This is a genomic window from Streptomyces sp. GbtcB7 (assembly GCF_019091445.1).
In the GTDB taxonomy this organism is placed as follows: Bacteria; Actinomycetota; Actinomycetes; order Streptomycetales; family Streptomycetaceae; genus Streptomyces; species Streptomyces mirabilis.
The window spans coordinates 169765-189642 of the sequence record NZ_JAGXJM010000015.1 but is presented as its reverse complement, the minus strand read 5'-3'; the positions used below and the strand labels follow the sequence as shown (position 1 = coordinate 189642).

Sequence of the window (19878 nt, the reverse complement as noted above, 5' to 3'; positions counted from 1 at the left end):
CGCCGCCATGACGACGGTCCCGTCACCGGGTTCCGGGCCCAGGGGACTGTCAGTGGTGGCTGCGAGACTGTTGGACATGATCGAGTCGAATGCGAAGGCGGATCTTCTCCGCTCTCTGCAAGCCGCCCGCGACGCCCTGCTGTGGAAGCTCGACGGGCTGTCGGAGTACGACGTCCGCCGTCCGCTGACGCCGACCGGAACGAACCTGTTGGGGCTGGTCAAGCACGTCACCGGAGTGGAGCTGGGGTACTTCGGCGACACCTTCGAGCGGCCGTTCTTCGAAGAGCCGCCGCTCTGGTTCACGGCCGACGCCGAGCCCAACGCGGACATGTGGGCCGACGCCGATGAGTCGCGCGAACAGATGGTCGGACTCTACCGCCAGGCGTGGAAGCACTCGGACACCACGATCGAGACCTTCGCGCTCGACGCGATCGGTCGTGTGGCGTGGTGGCCCGAGGACCGAAGAGAGGTGACGCTGCACCAGGTCCTGGTGCGCGTGATCGCCGACACCCACCGGCACGCGGGCCACGCCGACATTCTCCGGGAGTCCATCGACGGGGCTGCCGGGATGTGGGAAGGGAACGACGCCATGCCGTCGGGCGACCGGTCGTGGTGGGACAGCCATCGAAGCCGACTGGAGCGCGTGGCGCGGGAAGCCGGCCGCGACTGACGTCGCCCCACTGAGCCGGAACGCCTCGATCTCGGAAGTCAGTTCCACAGAGGAAGGTCGACCCATTGCCCGAATCCGTCCGGCTTCCCACTGGTGTAGACGAGGCTCAGCTGGGTGTAGTGCGACAGATCAGGGTGCTTCTTCCAAGGCTGTGGGGCGTTGAGCCGCACGATCACCCGGTACGCGTGGAACTTGCCCGCTGCGCAGTACGGCTTGCAGTCGTTCACCACGTTGAAGCCCTCGGCCACCGCGGAGTCCGGGTGCCACTGGGACCAGCGGAGCGAGGTGAGGCGGCTGTTGCCGTCACCGCACGCGAGAATGAAATCGGTGGGGCGCACCTGCGGGTGCCAGAAGCAGTCGACCATCACGGGCTGTCCCGCCTGGCTCTGCACGGTGGGCGTGGACGGCGGTGACGGAGCTGGGGCGGAGGAAGCTGTTCCCGTGATTGCTGCGAGCGACACAGCGGCACAGAACGTCACCGCTGTCCTCACTGTGCGTCTTGGCATGTTCGCTCCCAGTCGCAATTTCTTTCGACCAGCAGGCCCGGTGCCTGGTCCGCCCCTTCTTGCGGCGGTCGGCTCCTGTATCGACGCTACGACGCTGTCGGAGGATGCACCACTCGCACGGAGTAACGCGTGCTCCCTCCCAGCGACGAACCCCGAAGGAGAGACAGCATGAGTACGACCAATCCACGGAGGCGGGCCGCCATGTTCGTCGGAGACGACGACGATCCCCGGCTCGACGCTCCTTCGACCGGCGAAGAGTGAGCCATGCTCATCGGATTTCTCAGGGCCCAGCGGACGACGCTGGAGCTGAAGTGCGCCGGTGTGGAAGGGGAGTTGGCCCGACGCTCCGTCGAGCCCTCCACGCTCTCGCTGCTCGGACTCGTACGCCATCTCGCCGACGTGGAGCGCCGATGGTTCCGTCAGGTTCTCGCCGGTCAGGACGCGCCACTACGCTTCTCGTCGCCGGTGGAACCAGACGGTGACTTCGACGGCGCGGTTCCCGATCCCGACCTTGTGACCGAAGCGTGGCAGGCATGGCGCGCCGAGGTCGCGTTCGCCGACGCCTTCACCGGGGACGCGCCCCACCTCGACATCGCGGGCAAGGACGCATGGCGTGGGACGGTGTCGCTGCGCTGGGTGCTCATCCACATGATCGAGGAATACGCCCGTCACAACGGACACGCCGATCTTCTCCGTGAACGCATCGACGGGGCGATCGGCGTCTGAGGAGGTGATCTCGGAGCTTGATCCATCACACCAAGTCGGCCGCTGAACTGGGCGTCTCGTCAGCCCAGCGGTTCTGTGGCAGCGTGTCCGCCATGGGGGAGATGGTGGAGCGAGTGGACGAGCAGGACCAGACAGTGGGAGTGGTGGATCGAGGCGAGGCCATCCGCCGAAGGTGGCTGCACCGGGTTGCCACCACCGTCTGCCGCGACCCTGACGGTCGGATCCTCGTCCACCGGCGCCCCGATCACGTTTCCCGCTTCCCCGGCCAGTACAACTGGCTGGTCGGTGGCGCCGTGGGCGTGGGCGAGACCTACCCGGCAGCAGCCTCTCGTGAACTCGCCGAAGAACTCGGGGTCCACACCCCGACGCGGTTCCTCTTCAAGTACCTGTGCCGGGGTGTCATCAGTCCCTACTGGCTCGGCCTGCACGAGGCGATCCTCGACCAGCCGGTTGTACCGGATGCCTCGGAAGTCGCCTGGCACGCCTGGCTCACCCCGGTTGAGCTGCGCGCTGCGATGCACGACACGATGTTCGTCCCCGACGCCCGCGACGCGTTCGACCGGTACCAGGCGGAGAAGGCGGGTCCACGCGGCCCCATGCCACGAGACTCGACGCTCCCACCGCGTCCGGAACGCTCACGCTGACCGCGCCCGACCGCGCGGAACGGGTCCCGCCGGGCTCCTCCGTCCACCATCAGTGGGCAGAGAGGGCTGTGTGTGCGGCGTCCAGCCAACTCGAAGGTCGGCACGCCCTGCAGACGCCCCCACGGGGCCCTGGATCCGCGGACAAAAAGGTGTTGGCTCTCGATCGCCGGGCCTGGACAATCCGGGGTGAAGGGTGGGGGAGGACGTATGGCCGTGTTCGTGTGCGCGTCGTGCGGCGCCGCGTTGACCGCCCGCTTGTCGCAGGTGGCGCTTCCCGTCCACGCCCACCACAAGTACGGGCACGAACTGCTGCCCGCGCTCATGGAACCGGGCACATACGCCGTGGACCCGGAACCCTCCGGACCGCCATGGCGGCCGTGGAGTGAGATCGAGGTGGACGAAGCGGAAGCCCGAGGCGTGTTCGCGCCGGTTCGCGCGCTGTCCTTCGGTGCGCCGGGAGCGATCGTCGTCGCGCCGGGTGACACCCGCGGCACCGTCCTGATCCCCGAGCGTTGCGACGGCTACTGCATGGGGCTGGACGGGAGGGACGGCCCCAACCTGGCCTGCGCGCAGTGCGGGCGGGCTGTGGCAACCCGCATCGACGACTGCTCCTATTGGCAGGCGGTGCGGCTCGACCCGCAGTCAGTGCGCCAGCTTCCCGCTGAAGGCCCCGTGCACCGGAGGGTCGACTGGGAGACGTTGGTCGACGAGCGGCAGGACGCGCCGCCGGTCGAGCCGCCCGGAGTGTGGAGCCCACGGTGGGAGGCGGCGGTCGGGGTCGCGCTGGCCCACCTGTTGGCGGCCTCGGCGGGTACGCCCGTAGCCGTCCCTCATGGCCTTCTCGCCGACACGTTCGGCCGCGCGCTGGACGCGCTGCTCCCGCCGGGACCGCCGGTGAGGAACGTGGTCCTGGCCGGCCCAGGCCTGCCTGATCCCGACCCCGCCTCCGACATCGCCCTGGTTCCGCGACACCCGCAGACGGGGACGTCGTGGCGGCCGTCAGCCATGGTGGACACCGTGCCGTTGGCTGCCGACGTGTGGATGCATCTGGCCTTCCAGCACGACCGGTTGCCCGTCCCCGCGACAGGCGGAATGCCCGAGGGTGTCTTCCGCGACGACCCGCTGCCGATGCATCCATGGGGGGCGTTCCGGCCTGACGCGAGAGCGTTCCTCCACACGCTGGCACGACTGCCCGCCGTCCGCCGACCGTGGCTGCGCAGGATCTACGACCGCGTGAGCAACCACCCCTACGCTCGCCCGTTCTAGCCAGGACCCTCGCGCGCAGCGGGTTCAAGCCTGATGGGGCCGGTCGGCCAGTCGAGCCAGGAGACCGCGGGCGGCATCGACGCACCGACCGACCCGCTCATGCGGGCCGACGCCCGCCATCGCCTCCGCGCGGAGCGGTATCTCGAGGCCGATGACAAGGTCGCGCGGCAGTACCTCGAGCACGTCCAGCAAGGGCAGTTCGCCCGTCCCGGGCACCATCCGCTCGAACATCGCCTCTTCCAGGTAGTTGGGGATGGCGGGCACCAACGGGGCGTCACTCAGCTGGATGTAGCCGATGACACCAGGATCGAGCCGCGCGAGGTCGTCCGGCCCGGAACCGGACCGCACGACGTGCATCGTGTCTACCAGGAGGCGGAAGTCCGGCCGCCCGACCTGACGAATCACGTCGAGCGCACTGGGCAGATCCGGGACCGTCAGGCCCGGACTGGCTTCCAGTGTCGTCTCCATCCCGAGTGAAGCCGCGTTCTCGGCGAGGATGCCGAACTGGTCGATGCTGCGGTCGAGGTCCGGATCGAGAGAGACCGTGTTGATCCGCCGGACACCGAGCTCCGCCATGATTTCGAGATCGCCGACTCTGTCCTGGATGTCAGCTCCCTCGCGGACCACCATGCCTTCCCCGAGTGAGATCGACACGTCGCGATCACGCATCGCGGCAATCATCTCGCGTCGCAGCGTTGGATCATCCCGAAGGGAGAACGGTGGATAGATCGACGGGTTGTACGGATTCGATGTCAGGGCGGTCGAGATGTACCGGCAACCCAGGTCCGCGGCCAGGGCTACGAACGTGACCGGAGGCATTCCGAAGACGCTGAGAAGCTCGATCCCCAGCCTTTCCATCCATCTCGCCCGCTTTCGGTGGTCCGACACCGCCAAGACAAGGCCGGGGCGGTTCTCGGCGACTAGGTGACGTCACCACACTCGCGCCGATAATGACATTCTCGTATAGTAGAGCAACATTCTCGCATGCGTGGGGCCAGATGCAGAACGACCGATGTGGGCAGCTATCCGGGGGTGCCGTGACCTTGCAGCGGGTCGAAGTCGGGCTGGTCAGCGCCGACGAAGCCTTGGTGGAGTTCTTCGCCGCCGTGTTCGAACTGGAACGGCTCCCGGCGGTCAGGTCGGGCTCTGGAGTCGTACACCGGCTCGAGGCACCCGGCACGCGGATCAAGGTGATGGTGCCTTCGCGGCGGCCTGTCTCCGCCGAACCGGCCGAGCCCTTCTTTCACTTGACCGGCGTGCGCTATCTGACCATGTACGTCGATGATCTCGACGGGATCATCGAACGAGGTGTGGCCCGCGGCGGACGTGTGCGGCACGGTCCCATGGATGTGGGTCCCGGAGTGCGCGTCGCCGTCCTCCAAGATCCCGATGGCAACGCCATAGAAGTGGTCGACGGCGCTCCGTGAGCCGAACCGGTCGGCGCCGCGTCACCGGGATGACGCGAGTCGATCCTCCGGGCCCGGCGGTGTCCCACTGTTCCCGGCAAAGCCCGCCGTCCCGAAAAGCCCGCCGTCCCGATTCGTCGTCGCATGACGGCAGCGATGCCACTACATTTGGTGTCATGACTGCCATCACCCTGCGGATTCCCGACGCCATGGACAAGGCGCTGCGCGACGCCGCGGCCGGCGCCCCCTCCCTGAACGACTACATCCTCCGAGCCGTGCGTCGGCAGATGACGCTGGACGCCGCCCGTCGGCTCGCCCGGATCGAGCCCCTCGATCTGGGCGGCGAGGGCGACGCCCTGTGACGATCCAGAAGGGCGAAGTCTGGGACGTCGACACCGGCAAGGGAAACCGCACGATCCTCGTCGTGAGCCTTGACGGACTGGCCGATGCGTACGGCGCCGTGGTCGCCCTGGTGCTGCATGCCCCGGCCGTGCACCCCGATACGGCGATGAGCGTGCGCCTGACCACCCCGGTCGACGCCTCGGTCGTCGCCGTCAACCTGCTCCAGCTTTCCGCGGCGCGCTTCGAGACCGCCACCCTGCTCGGCAACATCGGGACCGAGCAGCAGGCGCTCATCGACAACGCACTCCGGGCGGTCCTCGACCTGTGAGGTGCGCGGCCCAGCCCGCATGCCCCGCTGGACCTCATGAACGGCCCTGCTCGGGTATACGATCAGATGGTGCGCGGTGAGCAGGGCGGATTGCCTGTGCGGCGTCTTCCTGAAGGGCTGCGCGCCTGGGAAATGGGAGCCATCGCCCCTGGCGCAGGCCCTGGCGTCCGCCGGGAACCCGGCCCTGATGAGCGCCGCGCAAGGAGTGCTCATGACCAGTCCACACGAGATCGATCCGCGCGCTCTCGCTGATCCGCGCAACGTCTATCCGACCGACGAAGAGTTCTACAGGAGCGGGCGCCCGGCCGACGCCGCACTGCCGGAGGACCGGCCCCGTGGAGGAGAGCCCTCGACGCCGCTGAAGCGGCGGGGGACGTGGGCGACCGTTGCGCTCGTCGCCGGCATCATCCTGCTGATCCTCGTCGGGATCGCACTGTTCCCGTGAGTGATCGGGAGCAGCCGAAAGTCACCGTCACAAAGGAGACCCGGACGGGGCGGGAGCCGGACACTCGGACCGGCTCCCGCCCCGGAAGGGGACCGCTCAGGTGCGGTAGGCGTAGTACGCCGCGTTCGGGTACGACGCGATGATGCTCGCCACCGACCTGTTGTAGGTGTTGGTGGAGTGGTACGACACATACGGCACGCCCTGCGGGCTGCGGTAGGTGACGATCATGCTGTGGTCCTTGGACCCGTCCTTGTTGAAGTCCATCTGCAGGACGTCACCCACGTCCAACTGGTAGACGTTGGCGAGGCTGGTGACCCGCTTGGAGGACAGGGCGAACCACGAGAACTCGTTGACGCCGACGAACGAGTCCGACTGGATGTCGGAGTTGCCGAACCACTTGTGGAAGTCGTCCGTGTAGCCGGGGACATGCTTCCAGCCGCCTGCTTTCAGGGACTGGCTGACGAAGTTGGTGCAGTCGCCGCCGGCACCCTGCCCGTTGAAGTTCGGGTAGGCCGGGTTGTAGTTGTTCCAGTACTTGGCCGCGTACGCCGCCATGGCCTTGTAGTCGTAGCCGGAGGCCGAGAAGTTCTTCGGCTTGGCCGGCGCGGGCCACGTGGTGACGGAGCGGGTCGCCGCGGGCGGGGCGTCGTCGGCGGCCGTCTTCGGCGCGGCGACGAACGTGGTGGCGGCGACCTGGTTGACCGCGACGCCGTCGTCGGTGTCACGGATGCCGGTCAGCTGCCAGTCGCCCTTGCGATCGGCCTTGAACGTCAGCTCGTGGTGCGCCTGGAAGCCGGTGGTCTTCGGCTCGTCGCCCTTGACCTTCTCGTAGGTCAGCGTCGTCGTCTCGGTGACGTTGACCGTGGCGTGACGGCCCTTCAGTCGCGTACGGTCCAGCGAGACGCTCGTGTTGGCCGAGCTGTACTTCTCGCCGAGCGACTCCAGACGGGACTTGCGGCCCCGCAGTTGCGACAGTGCGGACTTCTCCTCGCGCGACAGCGTGGAGGACACCCGCACGTCGCCGGAGAACCGCGACGACAGTGACGTGTTCCGACTGGTCTTGCCGCCGTCCACCAGGGCGTCCGTACGGTCGGTGAAGACCGCGTCCGCCAGCCGTTGGAAGGTGGCTTTGGTCGACGGATCCACGGCGGGGTCGGCGACAGTCGACGCGCCCGCGGTCCAGTTGGGCAGCAGCGCGGCGCCGGCGACGACCGAGGCGGCCGCTGCCGTGACTATGGTCGCCCGTCGCCGCTTACGGCTCAGTTTCCTTGATCTCAATGATGTTCCCCTCTACGCCGGTACTCGATACCGGGAGCCGCATCCTCGCACGGCATGTGTGGCTCCTGTGAAGGGGGTTGCCGAAGTGGCCCAACCGCAACACACGGCTCGTCGACGGGACCGTCGTCCCCCTGCCTGCCCTGACGTCGCGTCGCGCGTCTTCGTTCCGACACCGCTCACCCGCACCGGGGCGAAGTTGCTCAAATCACTGCCCCATGAGGGCGGCGCCCCGCCGCCACTTCGACCCGGTGGCCTCCGCTCCGCGTTCCGTACGCCGACCTGCGCAACGTGCCGTACGGCGAAGGGCTGTTACCGGCGGCGGGGACGTGCGGGATGTGTGGCTCAGGAGGTGACGCGTGCGAGGAAGTCGCGGATGTATCCGGCGATTTCCTCCAGGTGGCTCTCCAGGGCGAAGTGCCCGGACTCGAGGAGATGGATCTCGGCGTCGGGCAGGTCGCGTTGGAAGGCGCGGGCTCCGTCCGGGCCGAAGATTTCGTCGTTGGCCCCCCAAACGGCCAGCAGCGGCACCTGGCTGTCGCGGAAGTACTGCTGCAACTGGGGGTAGAGGGCGACGTTGGTCGGATAGTTCCGGAACAGTGCGAGCTGGATGGCGTCGTTGCCGGGGCGGTCGAGCAGAGCCTGGTCGATGGTCCAGCTGTCCGGGCTGACGAGGCTCGGATCCGCGACCCCGTTCAGGTACTGCCATCGGGTCAGTTCGAGGGTCAGGGCCCCGCGGAGGGGGGCTTCGTTCTCGGGCGTCGGGTTCTCGGCGTAGGCGAACAGCCCGTCCCAGAACGCCTTGACGAATCCGTCGGTGTAGCCGTTGCCGTTCTGCGTGATGATCGCGGTGATGCGCTGCGGAGACCGCGTGGCGAGCCGCCAGGCGATGGGCGCTCCGTAGTCCTGCGCGTAGACGGCGAACCGGTCGACGCCGAGCTGTTCCAACAGACCGGCGGTCACGTCGGTCAGAGTGTCGAAGGTGTAGTCGAACTCGTCGACCGTTGGCATGGCCGACTGCCCGAATCCGATCATGTCGGGCGCGATGACGCGGTAGGTGTCGGCGAGTGCCGGGATGAGGTTCCGGAACATGTGCGAGCTCGTCGGGAAGCCGTGCAGCAGCACGAGCGCCGGTGACCGCGGGTCTCCGGCCTCCCGGTAGAAGACATCCATGCCGTTGACGGTGGCGGTGCGGTGATGCACGACGCTGCTCATGCCAACCTCCAAGGTTGCTTTGAACGGTTAGCTGCAGTCCAGCATGGAGGACCTAACCTGTCAAGTCATCTTTGATGGTTAGATTCGCTGAGCCGGAAGCCCCGAACTCGTAGAGCTCCCCCCAGGGGGGCTCACAGATCCAGTAGAGCTCCCCGGGGGGGGCTCACAGATCCAGCAGGACGTCAGTGGTGGGGATGCTGCAGCACGGCAGCACTTCCCCCGAGGCGGGATCCTCCAGGGGCTGCGTCGTGTACTCGACCTGACCGGTGAGCAGGGGAGTGGCGCAGGTATGGCACACCCCTGTACGGCAGGACCAGCGCGTGGGGACCTCGCACGCCTCGGCCAGCTCCAGCAGCGTCGCGTACCGTTCCGACCAGCCGGTGGACAGGCCGCTGCGGGCGAAGGTCACGGAGGGCCCTGTGCCCCGGGGGCCGGGCGGCTGGTGAGGAGGTCCGGAACCCGTGTGGGTGATGCCGGGGTTGATGGCCGCGAGCGCCCCGAAGACTTCGGTGTGGATGTTCGAACTGCTCAGCCCCGCCCGCTGGAGCGCGGATGTCACCGTCGACATGAAGCCCTCGGGACCGCACAGATAGGCGTGCGCATCCGCAGGGATACCGAGCTCCCGGATCCCGTCGCTGGTCATGCGCCCGTGCGTGATGCCCGGCCCCCCGGCGATCTCGAGATCCGGGGCGGTGTAGTAGATGAAGGCGCGGGCGTGCGGTAGGCGGGCCAGGAGTTGCCGGGCCTCTTCCGCGAAGGGTTGCTGTCGCGGATCGCGCGCGGTGTGCACCCACCACACGGCGCGGGAGCTGTGTTCGAGGGTCAGTTGGTGCAGCATCGCCAGAACAGGCGTGACGCCGATGCCCGCCGAGAACAGTGCCACGGGCGTGTGGTCATCGGCCAGCACGAACGTCCCGCGAGGCGCTGCCGCTTCGATGACGTCGCCCGTGTGCAGATGGGTGTGGAGGTAGGTGCTGACCTTGCCGCGGTCTTCGCGTTTGACGCTGATCCGGTACTCGGCGGCACCGGGGGCGGACGACAGTGAATAGGAACGCACCAGGCCGGGCCGGCCCTCTTCGGGGATCCGCACGGTCAGGTACTGGCCGGGCGCGGCCGGGGGCAGCGCCTGCGAGTCGATGGGTCGCAGGAGGAACGAGGACACCGTGGGGGTCTCGGGTACGACCTGGGCCACGCGCAGCTGCCTGAAGCCCCTCCAACCCGGCGCGGCGGGTGCGGGTGCGGGCGGCTGGTCGAGTCGGTGGCTCATCTCCTGGAAGGACTGCTGCCATCCGGGGCTGAGTGCCTCGATGGTCAAGGCGGCACGCAGTTTGGCCGGGTCGGGGTCCGGAAGGTAGAGCAGGGCGTCGGTGTCGGCGATGGTGAGGGACCCCCGGCCCGTGCGGGTCCGGGTGATCGGGTCTCCGGCCCGGACCCGGCCCTCGGCGATGACGCGGAGGTAGAAGCCGGGGCGGTGGTGGGCGACGAGCAGGGAGGCCATGCGCGGTTCGTTCAGGCGCATGCCGACGCGGTAACAGGTCACGCGTGGCTGGGTGACCTCGAACTCGGCTTCGCCGATGCGGTACCGGTCGCCGATGCACACCTCGTCGTCCGCCAGCCCGTCGACGGTGAAGTTCTCCCCGAACTGGCCGAACTCCAGATCGTCGCGCTCGAGGACCATGCGCCAGTACGCGTAGGACTGCGTCTGGTAGACGAGGACAGCCCGCTGCTCCCCGCCGTGGCCCTGCAGGTCACCCTGGCCGTCACCGTCGATATTGAGGCGGCGCACCATCCGGGGGCCGTCGACGGGATGCTTCCACGCTCCCGTGTGTACCGTCCTGTCGCGCCAGCGCACGTCCTTCGGCCGTCCCACGTTGACTGAGAGCAGAGTCGCCATCTCGTCCTCCCGGTGCGGCGCCGCCGCACGGCGAAGTCGGTCGCCTCAGCATGCTGCTCAGTGATCCGGCCGATCGGAACCCGGCTTCGTGGGTCATGCGCACATTTTCCTCCGGCGCGGGAGGCGAAGAAGCCTATAAAAAGGTACAAAAGTAGTGTGAGCAAGAATCCTGAAACCACGCAAGACATGGATAAATGGGCTGACCGGATCCGGACGGTCTCCTCGACTTCCGATCCTCAGGCCGCCCGCAAGCTGGCCGGTGACATCTACCGTGCCGCACAGGAAGATCTCGACGCCGAACGTGCCCGGGCGGAGTACGAACGCGAGGAATGAGCCTGTCCGTCCCGTCGGCACATCACGCCTCACGGTGAGGGGGCGACCTTCGCCGTGGGGCGACGCTCGGGTCCCGTAGGAGGCGGCCTCGAGTGCGTCCCGGTCGTACCCGGCCGTCCGTGGCCGACTCCGTCTCAGTGGGAGAGGACCTCGTCGGTCCCCAGGCTGCGGTCGACCCCGTGAGGCACCACCTGCTGGCCCGGTTCGAGGTGCAGACGCTCACCGTCGAGGTGGACCTCGACCTTGTCGGGCTCGAACGAGACCAGGTCGCCGACGCGCCCGACCTCGGGGTAGGCCTCGCGGTACGACCACGCCGCCTTCTTGGCCTCGCCGATGTCGTAGTAGTCGGCCAGTCCTTTGTAGGGGCAGAACGTCCGACCCTCCACCGGCGTCAGTTCCTTCTCCTGGATGTCCTCGCGCGGTACGTACCACCGCGGTGCGAACCCGGACTCGTAGAGCACCACCGGACGGGTGGTCCGCGCGATCACAGTGTCCCCCGAGCGCACCTCAAGGGTGCGGGAGGTGTCGCGGATGTCGATGCGGTGATAGGCGTCCGCCGCGTGCCCGAGGATCCGTTCGTCCTCCTCGCAGAAGGCGTCCATGGCCCTCCAGGCGAAGGCGACACGCCCCTTCAGCTCGTCGGCGTACGAGGGGAGCCCCGTGAACTGCCACGCCGCACGCTCGGTGCGACGGCCGCCGACGTCCACGGTGAACCAGGACGTCTCGCCGAGCTCGCGGTGCTGGGTGGTGCGCCCGCTCGCCTCGAGAACGCCGGAACGCAGTGACGAGAGCGGGAAGTAGGCGACGGGGTAGCGCCCCGGCTCGTGCAGCAGTACGACGTCCTCGCTGTCCGCGATCCATTCCCCGCCGAACCTCACCCTCATCCGGCGGCGGAGCCGCTCCGCGAAGAGCAGCCGCTCCGGCAACGGCTCAGGGGTGAGGAACCTGCCGAGCGCGGTGGAGGAGAGCGGTCCTTGCTGCCATGACAGTCCCATGACCGGTTCCCTTCTGCGGCTAATGAATACAATGAGCGTAGAACCATTAGATTGCACCTGCAATAGGGCACGCTAATGGTTAGCATGAAGCCGTGAGCATTCGAGTGGGTGTAGGTGAGCTTCAGGCGGCGGGGTTCCCCATGGGTGGTGAACCGCTCGTCGCACTGGACCTGGCCGACACGCTGATGACGGTGACCGAACCGGCCACGGACCTCATCGGGGCCCCGGAGGCCTCGGCGGCCTGGTGGGCACTGCAGTCCGGAAGCCTGCCGCCCGGGCCTGTGCCCGAGGCCGCGGCCGTGCGCCGGCTGCGAGCGGCGGTTCGCGACGTCCTGGACAGTCACCTGGAGGGCCGCCCGGCGCGGCCCACGTCGGTGGACGACATCAACGCCGCCGCGGCAGCGGCTCCCGTGAGTCCTCGTCTGGTCGTGACGCCCGACGGCATCAGGGGCGAGGAACGCTGGCACACCGAACACGGCGGGAACGCCGCGTTGGCCGCCATCGCCGCGGAGGCCATCGGGCTCCTCGCCGACAACGAGCGGCTCGGGCTCCTGCGCCGCTGCGCCAACCCGGCCTGCTCGATGCTCTTCCTCGCCGAGAACAAGCGGCGCAAGTGGTGTACCAGCAACATCTGCGGCAACCGCGCACGGGTCGCCCGCCACTACGAACGAACCCACACCGACGGAGCCGGCGGCATCTGACCCGCGCAGCGGCCGCCGCAAGGGGCGGGCGGCAGAGGGGCTCCTCACCACGGGCCATGGGCCACGGGCCTCCGGGGCGACAGTGGCACCGGTGGCCACGTCCGGCTTCCACCCCCAGCGGGCACGCACCGACCGGATGCCGCTGCGTGCCCGGCGTCCAGTTATGCGCTGGTCGGCGCCGCCTGCTGCACGACCTCGAAGGACCACAGCGTGGACCCGCTGGCCGCCGGCTTGGGGCGCTCCCCGCTCGCCGCGTCACCGCCCTGGTGGGCCGCCTTCATAGGGCCCTCCATCCAGGCCTGGAAGGACTCCTCGTCACGCCACCGCGTGTACACGAGGTAGCTGTCGGTGCCTTCGACGGGACGGAGGAGTTCGAACCACTCGAATCCGTCGGAGTTCTCCACGGCATGGGCACGCGAGGCGAAGCGCTTCTCCAGCGTCTCCCGCTGCTCGGCCGGGACGGTCAGTACGTTGATCTTGACTACGCTCATGGCCCCATCCTGCCGCACGGCGCTCCCGGGAGACGACCGGCTGGCGTGTGTCAACGTCCCGGCCGTTGGTGCCGGATGCGCTGGGCGACTTCGCTGTTCTCGGTCTCCCACCAGGGACGTACGAGTTCCGATGTCTGTGCCGCTCCCGGCGCGGGCGTCGCCGGGACCAACTCCGCCTCCAGACGGCGGTCCAGTACGACGGTCTCGGCGCGTTCGGTACGGGCCCACTGCACCAGGATCGCGAGGAGGAAGGGCAGCGCCACCAACTCGGCGATGCTGATCATCGCGCCACCGCCCAGCTGTTGGTCATGGAGCACATCCGGCGCCCAGGACGGCGCGTGACGCAGATACCAGGCCCCGGCGATGAGCGTGCCGTGGGTCATCACGACGATGCCCGGTACGGCGTCGATGATCCCGTCGAGGAACACCAGCGCCGCCCGGACCGGATGGGTACACCATCCCGGCAGCGCCGCCTCGCGGGTGAGCATCGGCATGACGAACAGGCTGCCGGCGAGCAGCAGGTGCAGATACATCACCTCGTGCAGCCAGTCGTCACGCAGGGCGGTCTCGAAGTACGGCGTGAAATACACCGTCAGCTCCGTCGCGAGCACCAGAGCCGTGCTGACCAGCGGGAAGGTGAGCAGGCGTACCAACCGTCCGGCCAGCGCCCGCTGCACACGCCCGGCGGAGCGCTCGGGCAGGGAACGGAGGGCCAGCCGCAGCGGATCGCCCAGGGCCAGCCCGAGCGGTGCGATCAGGTCGAGCAGGACGTTCTGGACGGCGGCCGGCCAGAACAGCACGTGGTCGTACACGGCCAGCGCGGACATCGTGGCGACGACGAGAGTGCCCAGGCCGAGCAGCGCGAAGGCGCCGACGCGTGGCAGGGGCCATTGCTCGCCCCGGCGCTTCAGACGCAGCACGCCCCAGCCGTACAGCGCGCCCAGGATGACGACCACCAGCAGCGCGGGCACGTCCAGTTGCCATGAGGTGAGGAGTCGTCCCACGGTGAGCTGTGGTGGATTCCCCATCGCGTTCTACCTCCACGGCATGCCAGATCTGCCGTGGCACTCTATGCCGCGTACGACCGGCCCCGGTCGCGGACGCACCGGGCTCGCCCGTGGTCACACCGAGCTCATACCTGGCTCATACCAAGCACGACGGACGTGTTTCGACGTGCGTCGACACACGTCGACACACGCCGACGTGCCTTGACGTCTGACCACGGTGCGGTCGTGTGCGTGTTCCGGACGGTTCGGACCGTCCGGAACACACACGTCGCCAGAGGCAGCGGCGGGCGGGCCTACCTGGCGAGTTCGGCCGGTTCATCGAGCCGTGTCAGTTTCCGCGGGTTCGCGATCGCGTGGATCCGGGTGACTTTCCCGCCTTCCACCACGAGGCTCACCGCGGCCACTCGGCCGTCGATCTCGATCCGGCCCGCAGGCGCGCCGTTGAGCCACACGGCCGACACCACCCGGTCCGGGACGGCGAGCATGCTCGCCACCAGCGCGGCCCCGTGGATCGGAGCCGGAGCGGCGCCCGCAAGCCCGCCGCCGTCGGCGATCAGAACCACGTCCGGTGCCATGACGTCCAGCAGTTCCTGCAACTGGCCTGTGCGCAGCGCGGCCAGGAACCGCTCCACCACGGCCTGCTGCTCCGACCGGCTCACCGGCACCCGCGGCCGCCGGGCCGCCACGTGCTCGCGTGCCCGCCGCGCGATCTGCCGCACCGCGGCCGCGGACTTCCCGACGGCCTCGGCGATCTCGCCGTACGGCACCTCGAAGACCTCGCGGAGCACGAACACCGCGCGCTCCGTCGGCCCGAGCGTTTCGAGCACGGTCAGCATCGCGATCGAGACGTTCTCCGCGAGCTCGATGTCCTCGGCGACGTCGGGACTGGTCAGCAGCGGCTCCGGCAGCCACTCGCCGACGTACTCCTCGCGGCTGCGCGACAAGGTCCGCAGACGGTTGAGCGCCTGCCGGGTGACGGTTCGTACGAGATAGGCCCGCGGGTCACGCACCTGCGCGCGGTCGACGTCGGCCCACCGGAGCCAGGACTCCTGCAGCACGTCCTCGGCATCGACCGACGAGCCGAGCATCTCGTAGGCGACCGTGAACAGCAGGCTGCGATGGACGACGAACGGGTCCTCGGTCATGCCGTCGACGCTACGCCGAAGTTCTGCGGACGCGCGGCCAACGGAATCTCGCAGGCATCGGAGTAGCCCTGCGACGTGATCCCGTGCGCCGTGTTGCACCTGGTGGCAAAGTTGGCGAAGCCGATGAACACGGTGAGTTCGACCATCGCGGCCGGGCCGAGTCGGTCGAGCAGCCGCGCGGACAACTCGTCGGTGACGGTCGTCGGTGTGTTCGTCATGGCCTCGGCGTACTCCATCACGTCCCGCTCCAGCGGCGTGAACACATCCGACTGCCGCCAGCGCGGCACCTGGCTCGCCTTGGTCAGGTCCAGGTTCTGGTTCAGCGCGTGGAAGTAGTTGATGTCGAGGCACCAGCTGCAGCCGACCTGTGCCGCGACGGCCATGTGCGCGAACGTCTTGAGGCTCGCGTCGGCCGCGTCCCACGTGGCCACCTTGGCCGAGAACTCCTGGTTGGCCTCGGCGAGTTCGGGGTTGTTCCACAGCACTTCGACGGGCTCGGGCACGGTACCGAGTTGCTTGATCATGATTTCGCGGAGCTCGACGGGGAGCTCGGCCTTCGGGACGCGCAGCGTCATGGTGTTCTCCTTGTACGTGTGCCTGTTGGGCCGTTCGTCATGAAGACACCGCCGGACCCACGCATGTGACAACAGGGCTGAAGTCCCGGCTTCGGGTTTTCCCCACCGTGAGCGGGGCCGGGCACCACCCTTGGTCCGGGTGGTAGGGCCATGGGGCCTGGGTTCGCGGTCCGGTTGGCTGGTTGGCGTCAGCAGGCGGTGGTCCACCAGCCCGAACCGGAGGTTCGAACCATGCACGCTCTTGAGGCCGGTACGAAGCCCACAACAACCAAGGCCGGCAAGAAGAAGGCGTCAGCCGCCGCCCTCGCGGCAGCCGCGCTGGTCGCCGCCGTCCTGCTGCCGGAGGCGGCCTCCGCGGCCGCCGGGCACCGCGCCGCACACGCCGAATACACCCAGGCCGAGCTCCGCCGCGACGTGGCCGCCGTACGCAAGGCGGGTGGCGGGGACGTGAACGTGCTGGCCAGGGTCGACGGCCTGCCCGGAGGGCGGGTACAGGCCCGCCTCGGCACCGTGTCGGCCGGTTCCCGTGCCCCCGTGCCGTGGGGCTCGCACTTCCGGACGGCCTCCACCACGAAGGCGTTCGTCGCCACGGTGGTGCTGCAACTCGCCGCTGAGAAACAGCTCTCCCTGGACGACACCGTCGAGCACTGGCTGCCCGGCGTGGTCTCCGGCAACGGCAACGACGGCTCCCGGATCACCGTGCGCGACCTGCTCCGCCAGACCAGCGGACTGTTCGACTACATGGACGACCCGGACATCCAGCAGAAGCTCCGCGAGGACTTCGACGAGAACCGCTACAACGACACCTCCACCCACGACCTGGTGGTGATGGCCGTGGCCCACAAGCCGCTGTTCGTGCCGGAGGCCGGCCGCACCCGCTGGGCATACTCCAACACCAACTACCTGCTGGCCGGAATGATCGCCGAGAAGGCAAGCGACACCGGCTGGAGGGAGTTGGTCGAGCACCGCATCATCGCCGGACTGGGCCTGCGCCAGACCTCGGTGCCCGGTCTCGACCCGTTCCTGCCCACGCCGTACGTGAGCACCTATCTGACTGGCACGGACGGCACCAGGCTCGACGTCACCACGAACAGCTACCTGCACACCGCCGACTCCGGAGTGGTGAGTACCACCGCGGACCTCAACACCTTCTTCCGCTCGCTGGCCGACGGCCGCCTGCTGCCGGCCGAGCAGTGGCGGGAGATGCGGCAGACCGTACAGCGCACCGACGACCCGGACGATGTCGCGGAGCTGCCCGAGGGTACCTACGGACTGGGCCTGCGCGAGATCCCGCTGTCCTGCGGCGGCCACTACTACATGCATGAGGGCGACGGGTTCGGCACCTACACCCGCCCCGCAGTCAGCTCGGACGGGCGGCGCGCGGTCACCATCTCCGTCACCACCACCTCCGGGATGCCGGACCTGCCCACGCTCAACCGGGCCACCGGCACCCTGATCGACCACGCGCTGTGCGCCGCCGGCCGGTAGGCACGGCGGGCATTGCGCAACGGCACCACGCCGACCGACACCATCGAAGTGGTACGCCGTCAGCTCGACGGCCATCGGCTCTGGTCGTCCGATCAGTCGTCCTGTTTCCATGACCCGCTGGGTCGGCCGCTCACGCAGCGCACGCGGAGCTCGACCCTGCCTGCGGTGCCCTCGAACCTGACTTCGGCGTGTTCGTCGGGCCCCGCGTCGGCGCGTTCAGGAGCATCGCGCGGTGACAGTCATCGCGGGGTGACAGTACGCCTCCGGCCGGCCGCTATGCGCCAAGCGCCCCGCTGCCACCCGATCGGGAGTCCCGTTCGACGCGCACGTCAGGCACTCGGACGGGCCGCGCCGTGCCAGGCGACCGCGCCTCACCCCCAGGAAATCCGCACGGCCCGGTTTGCGCCGGCGTGCAGGCAACCAAGCCACGGCGGGTGATGCGCGGCTGGTAGCGCCGGGCATCACCCGCCGGGGAACGACTCAGTGCTTGTTGACCGCCGAAGCCCAGTCGAAGTTCACGCCCATCTGGGCGTACATGGTCGAGTACCCGACGAAGCAGTTGAACTTCTCGACCTTGCCGTTGTGCAGGTACCAGAAGTCGGCAGTCGGCACGTCGATCTTCGCGCCGTTCGGCTTGACGGTGCCCGCCGGTGACTGCAGCGGTCCCTCGAACGTGCCCTGGATCGACAGCTCGATGCTGATCACATCGCCGTTCACGGTGATGCGCTTGAGTTCACGGTGAACGTCGGGGAAGAGGTTGGCCATGTAGGGCAGAACGTCACCGAGCGCCTTGCCCCGATATGCCTGGCCGGGGACCATGTCGTTGAAGACGCCGTCCTTGGCGAAGCTGTTGACGAACGTGTCTACGTCCAGGCTGTTGCCCTCCGCCACGTGGTAGTCGCGCAGGACGACTGCGAGGTTGGCCCTCTCGTGCTTGGTCAGGTGGCGGTCCGTCAGCGGCAGCTTCGCCAGGTCGCCAGGAGTCAGGTCCGCGTGGACCGCCGTACTGCTGGGGACCGCCGCACTGCTGTGGACGGGGCTTGCGGCCTGTGTCGGCGCAGCGGCGATGGAAAGACCACCCAGGATCGCTATCGCGGCCGTGGCGGTGATCGACTTCCGGCTGAGCAGCTTCATGTCGTGTTCCTCCAGATTTGCTCTCAGGATCTGAGATCCGTCGCAACGGTCTCTCGCGTTTCTTAGTAAATCAAACGCTCGCTTGAGATTATGAACGGCGGCGCAGGCTGTCAAGCACTTGTTTGAATTGTGTGCTCGCGCAGCCGCGGAGGCGCGGAGGCGCGTGCCCATGCGGCCGCTTGCTCGCTGCTCGGCCGGGGTGGTCTGGGGATCTGTCAGGCGTCGCCGTGAGGGTGACCTCGCGGACGCGGCCGAGCCTGGCGCTGAGTCGGTTCCAGGTCTGGCCGGTGCGACGTTCGGCGACGCGGATCAGAGCGGGGTCAGCCGGCGCAGCGGCACGTGGGCGCGGATGCGGTGTTCGAGGCGATGGGGGACCGGCCGCAGTTCCGGCACCGTTGTCAGGTCACGGAATCCGCACTCGGCTTCCAGGAGCGCCTTGCGGTCGACCGCGATCTCCTCGGCGGTCGGGTGCGGGTCGGGGCTGGTCGGCAGGCAGTTGCGGGCCAACCGTTCCTCCGTCTTGATCTTGGCGTGGGATCGCGGTCATGTCGGGACCGGGTCCGCTCAGATCGGCCTCGATCCGCGAGGCGGCTGTTTGACAATGAACTCAAGCAGCTGCTTGAGTTCATGCTGTGATAGGGGCGAAAAAGACGGACCTGCGCCGAGAGGCTGGTCAGCGCACGCGGGACGGCCTGCAGACGGCCGCCCTGGAGTTGCTCGCGCAACGAGGCCAGGAGGGCGTGACGCTCCGCGAGATCACCGATCGCGCCGGGGCCAACGTCGCCGCGGTGAGTTACCACTTCGGGTCGCTGAAGGCACTGTGCGACTCGGCGATAGAGCACGCGCTGGAACGGTATCTGGACGCGCAGATCCTGGCACTCGATCCCCTTGGCCCCACTTCGACACTGCAGGAGATGGCGGCAGCCTTCGCCCGGCCGATGGTGCGCGCGCTGGCGGCCGGTGGGCAAGACCTGGCCGTGATGCGGACTGTGGCGCGCGTCGGCATCGATCCGCCCCAGGGGTGGGAGCGGCTGAACGGCAAGTTCGACCAGAGCCGCCGGGAGGCCCTCCGGGTGCTGACGGCGAACCTTCCCGGAGTCGACGAGCAGGAACTGATCTTCCGTACGCGATGCGCAGCCGGCCTGCTGAACTGGCTCGCGCTGGCACCCATCGGCGCCGAGCTTGCCGCCATGTCCGCCGAGCAGATCGAGCGGCAGCTGGTCCCCGTGGTGGCCGGGGCGTTCCGCGGGGACGCCGCCGTCGGCAGCTGACCAGGCCAAAGGTCACCGGAA

Annotated in this window: 24 protein-coding genes; 12 read left to right on the top strand and 12 right to left on the bottom strand. The window is 68.5% G+C overall.

Going from position 1 to position 19878, the window contains the following annotated elements; genetic code table 11:
* The first annotated feature begins 76 nt into the window (after positions 1-76).
* Positions 77-670, top strand: a complete 594-nt coding sequence (locus KVT44_RS25100; RefSeq protein WP_217568724.1) for a DinB family protein — start codon at positions 77-79, stop codon at positions 668-670.
* Positions 671-708: 38 nt separating this feature from the next.
* Here KVT44_RS25100 and KVT44_RS25095 read toward each other — a convergent pair whose 3' ends face one another.
* Positions 709-1062 (bottom strand): hypothetical protein, encoded by a 354-nt coding sequence (locus KVT44_RS25095; RefSeq protein WP_308314092.1) that lies wholly within the window; start codon positions 1060-1062, stop codon positions 709-711.
* A gap of 378 nt (positions 1063-1440) precedes the next feature.
* Between KVT44_RS25095 and KVT44_RS25090 the strand changes: the two genes are divergently transcribed.
* The 3 genes from KVT44_RS25090 (at position 1441) to KVT44_RS25080 (ending at position 3812) form a co-directional block, all read left to right on the top strand.
* Entirely contained in the window at positions 1441-1902 is a 462-nt protein-coding gene (locus KVT44_RS25090) for a DinB family protein (RefSeq protein WP_254649821.1), read from the top strand.
* 92 nt (positions 1903-1994) lie between these two features.
* Positions 1995-2546 (top strand): NUDIX hydrolase, encoded by a 552-nt coding sequence (locus KVT44_RS25085; protein ID WP_190170545.1) that lies wholly within the window; start codon positions 1995-1997, stop codon positions 2544-2546.
* A gap of 207 nt (positions 2547-2753) precedes the next feature.
* Positions 2754-3812 carry a hypothetical protein gene (locus KVT44_RS25080; protein WP_217568720.1) on the top strand — a complete coding sequence of 353 codons (1059 nt, stop codon included), beginning with the start codon at positions 2754-2756 and terminating at the stop codon, positions 3810-3812.
* A gap of 24 nt (positions 3813-3836) precedes the next feature.
* Here the strand turns inward: KVT44_RS25080 and KVT44_RS25075 are convergent, their stop codons facing one another.
* Positions 3837-4670 (bottom strand): sugar phosphate isomerase/epimerase, encoded by an 834-nt coding sequence (locus KVT44_RS25075; protein ID WP_217568718.1) that lies wholly within the window; start codon positions 4668-4670, stop codon positions 3837-3839.
* Positions 4671-4810: 140 nt separating this feature from the next.
* Here KVT44_RS25075 and KVT44_RS25070 point away from each other — a divergent pair, with 140 nt between their 5' ends.
* The 4 genes from KVT44_RS25070 to KVT44_RS25055 all read left to right on the top strand — a co-directional run bounded on the left by KVT44_RS25070 (position 4811) and on the right by KVT44_RS25055 (position 6333).
* Positions 4811-5239: a VOC family protein gene (locus KVT44_RS25070; protein WP_217568716.1), complete on the top strand. Its 429-nt coding sequence runs from the start codon at positions 4811-4813 to the stop codon at positions 5237-5239.
* A 155-nt stretch (positions 5240-5394) separates the two neighbouring features.
* On the top strand, positions 5395-5580 hold the full coding sequence (locus KVT44_RS25065) for a hypothetical protein (protein WP_060896809.1): 186 nt from the start codon (positions 5395-5397) through the stop codon (positions 5578-5580).
* Positions 5577-5888 carry a hypothetical protein gene (locus KVT44_RS25060; RefSeq protein WP_190170541.1) on the top strand — a complete coding sequence of 104 codons (312 nt, stop codon included), beginning with the start codon at positions 5577-5579 and terminating at the stop codon, positions 5886-5888. The genes KVT44_RS25065 and KVT44_RS25060 overlap by 4 nt, the downstream gene beginning before the upstream one ends.
* A gap of 211 nt (positions 5889-6099) precedes the next feature.
* A complete protein-coding gene (locus tag KVT44_RS25055) occupies positions 6100-6333 on the top strand; it encodes a hypothetical protein (RefSeq protein WP_075030808.1) in 234 nt (77 codons plus the stop codon).
* Between the two features lie 96 nt (positions 6334-6429).
* On the opposite strand, the gene KVT44_RS25050 is transcribed toward KVT44_RS25055, so the two are convergent.
* The 3 genes from KVT44_RS25050 to KVT44_RS25040 all read right to left on the bottom strand — a co-directional run bounded on the left by KVT44_RS25050 (position 6430) and on the right by KVT44_RS25040 (position 10717).
* Positions 6430-7611, bottom strand: coding sequence for an amidase domain-containing protein (locus KVT44_RS25050; RefSeq protein ID WP_190170540.1), 1182 nt, complete (start codon positions 7609-7611; stop codon positions 6430-6432).
* Positions 7612-7953: 342 nt separating this feature from the next.
* The gene (locus KVT44_RS25045) at positions 7954-8823 is read right to left on the bottom strand and encodes an alpha/beta fold hydrolase (RefSeq protein ID WP_217568714.1); all 870 of its coding nucleotides are present in this window, start codon (positions 8821-8823) and stop codon (positions 7954-7956) included.
* Between the two features lie 163 nt (positions 8824-8986).
* On the bottom strand, positions 8987-10717 hold the full coding sequence (locus KVT44_RS25040; protein ID WP_217568712.1) for an MOSC and FAD-binding oxidoreductase domain-containing protein: 1731 nt from the start codon (positions 10715-10717) through the stop codon (positions 8987-8989).
* Between the two features lie 156 nt (positions 10718-10873).
* Between KVT44_RS25040 and KVT44_RS25035 the strand changes: the two genes are divergently transcribed.
* Complete coding sequence (locus tag KVT44_RS25035; RefSeq protein ID WP_180292715.1) at positions 10874-11050, top strand: hypothetical protein; 177 nt, start codon at positions 10874-10876, stop codon at positions 11048-11050.
* A gap of 134 nt (positions 11051-11184) precedes the next feature.
* On the opposite strand, the gene KVT44_RS25030 is transcribed toward KVT44_RS25035, so the two are convergent.
* Positions 11185-12045 carry a DUF427 domain-containing protein gene (locus tag KVT44_RS25030; protein WP_217568710.1) on the bottom strand — a complete coding sequence of 287 codons (861 nt, stop codon included), beginning with the start codon at positions 12043-12045 and terminating at the stop codon, positions 11185-11187.
* Between the two features lie 92 nt (positions 12046-12137).
* Here KVT44_RS25030 and KVT44_RS25025 point away from each other — a divergent pair, with 92 nt between their 5' ends.
* Complete coding sequence (locus tag KVT44_RS25025) at positions 12138-12746, top strand: ABATE domain-containing protein (RefSeq protein ID WP_217568708.1); 609 nt, start codon at positions 12138-12140, stop codon at positions 12744-12746.
* Between the two features lie 161 nt (positions 12747-12907).
* Here KVT44_RS25025 and KVT44_RS25020 read toward each other — a convergent pair whose 3' ends face one another.
* The 4 genes from KVT44_RS25020 to KVT44_RS25005 all read right to left on the bottom strand — a co-directional run bounded on the left by KVT44_RS25020 (position 12908) and on the right by KVT44_RS25005 (position 15964).
* Positions 12908-13237 carry an antibiotic biosynthesis monooxygenase gene (locus tag KVT44_RS25020; RefSeq protein ID WP_067381387.1) on the bottom strand — a complete coding sequence of 110 codons (330 nt, stop codon included), beginning with the start codon at positions 13235-13237 and terminating at the stop codon, positions 12908-12910.
* A gap of 50 nt (positions 13238-13287) precedes the next feature.
* Positions 13288-14265: a cytochrome c oxidase assembly protein gene (locus KVT44_RS25015; protein ID WP_217568706.1), complete on the bottom strand. Its 978-nt coding sequence runs from the start codon at positions 14263-14265 to the stop codon at positions 13288-13290.
* 272 nt (positions 14266-14537) lie between these two features.
* Entirely contained in the window at positions 14538-15389 is an 852-nt protein-coding gene (gene sigJ, locus KVT44_RS25010) for an RNA polymerase sigma factor SigJ (protein WP_217568704.1), read from the bottom strand.
* Positions 15386-15964, bottom strand: a complete 579-nt coding sequence (locus KVT44_RS25005) for a carboxymuconolactone decarboxylase family protein (RefSeq protein WP_217568702.1) — start codon at positions 15962-15964, stop codon at positions 15386-15388. The genes sigJ and KVT44_RS25005 overlap by 4 nt, the downstream gene beginning before the upstream one ends.
* Before the next feature lie 231 nt (positions 15965-16195).
* Between KVT44_RS25005 and KVT44_RS25000 the strand changes: the two genes are divergently transcribed.
* Positions 16196-17452: a serine hydrolase gene (locus tag KVT44_RS25000; RefSeq protein ID WP_217568700.1), complete on the top strand. Its 1257-nt coding sequence runs from the start codon at positions 16196-16198 to the stop codon at positions 17450-17452.
* Positions 17453-17932: 480 nt separating this feature from the next.
* On the opposite strand, the gene KVT44_RS24995 is transcribed toward KVT44_RS25000, so the two are convergent.
* A complete protein-coding gene (locus tag KVT44_RS24995; RefSeq protein WP_099918773.1) occupies positions 17933-18586 on the bottom strand; it encodes a nuclear transport factor 2 family protein in 654 nt (217 codons plus the stop codon).
* Between the two features lie 309 nt (positions 18587-18895).
* The gene (locus KVT44_RS24990) at positions 18896-19093 is read right to left on the bottom strand and encodes a hypothetical protein (protein WP_217568698.1); all 198 of its coding nucleotides are present in this window, start codon (positions 19091-19093) and stop codon (positions 18896-18898) included.
* 125 nt (positions 19094-19218) lie between these two features.
* Between KVT44_RS24990 and KVT44_RS24985 the strand changes: the two genes are divergently transcribed.
* The gene (locus tag KVT44_RS24985; RefSeq protein WP_217568696.1) at positions 19219-19857 is read left to right on the top strand and encodes a TetR/AcrR family transcriptional regulator; all 639 of its coding nucleotides are present in this window, start codon (positions 19219-19221) and stop codon (positions 19855-19857) included.
* Positions 19858-19878 lie beyond the last annotated feature (21 nt).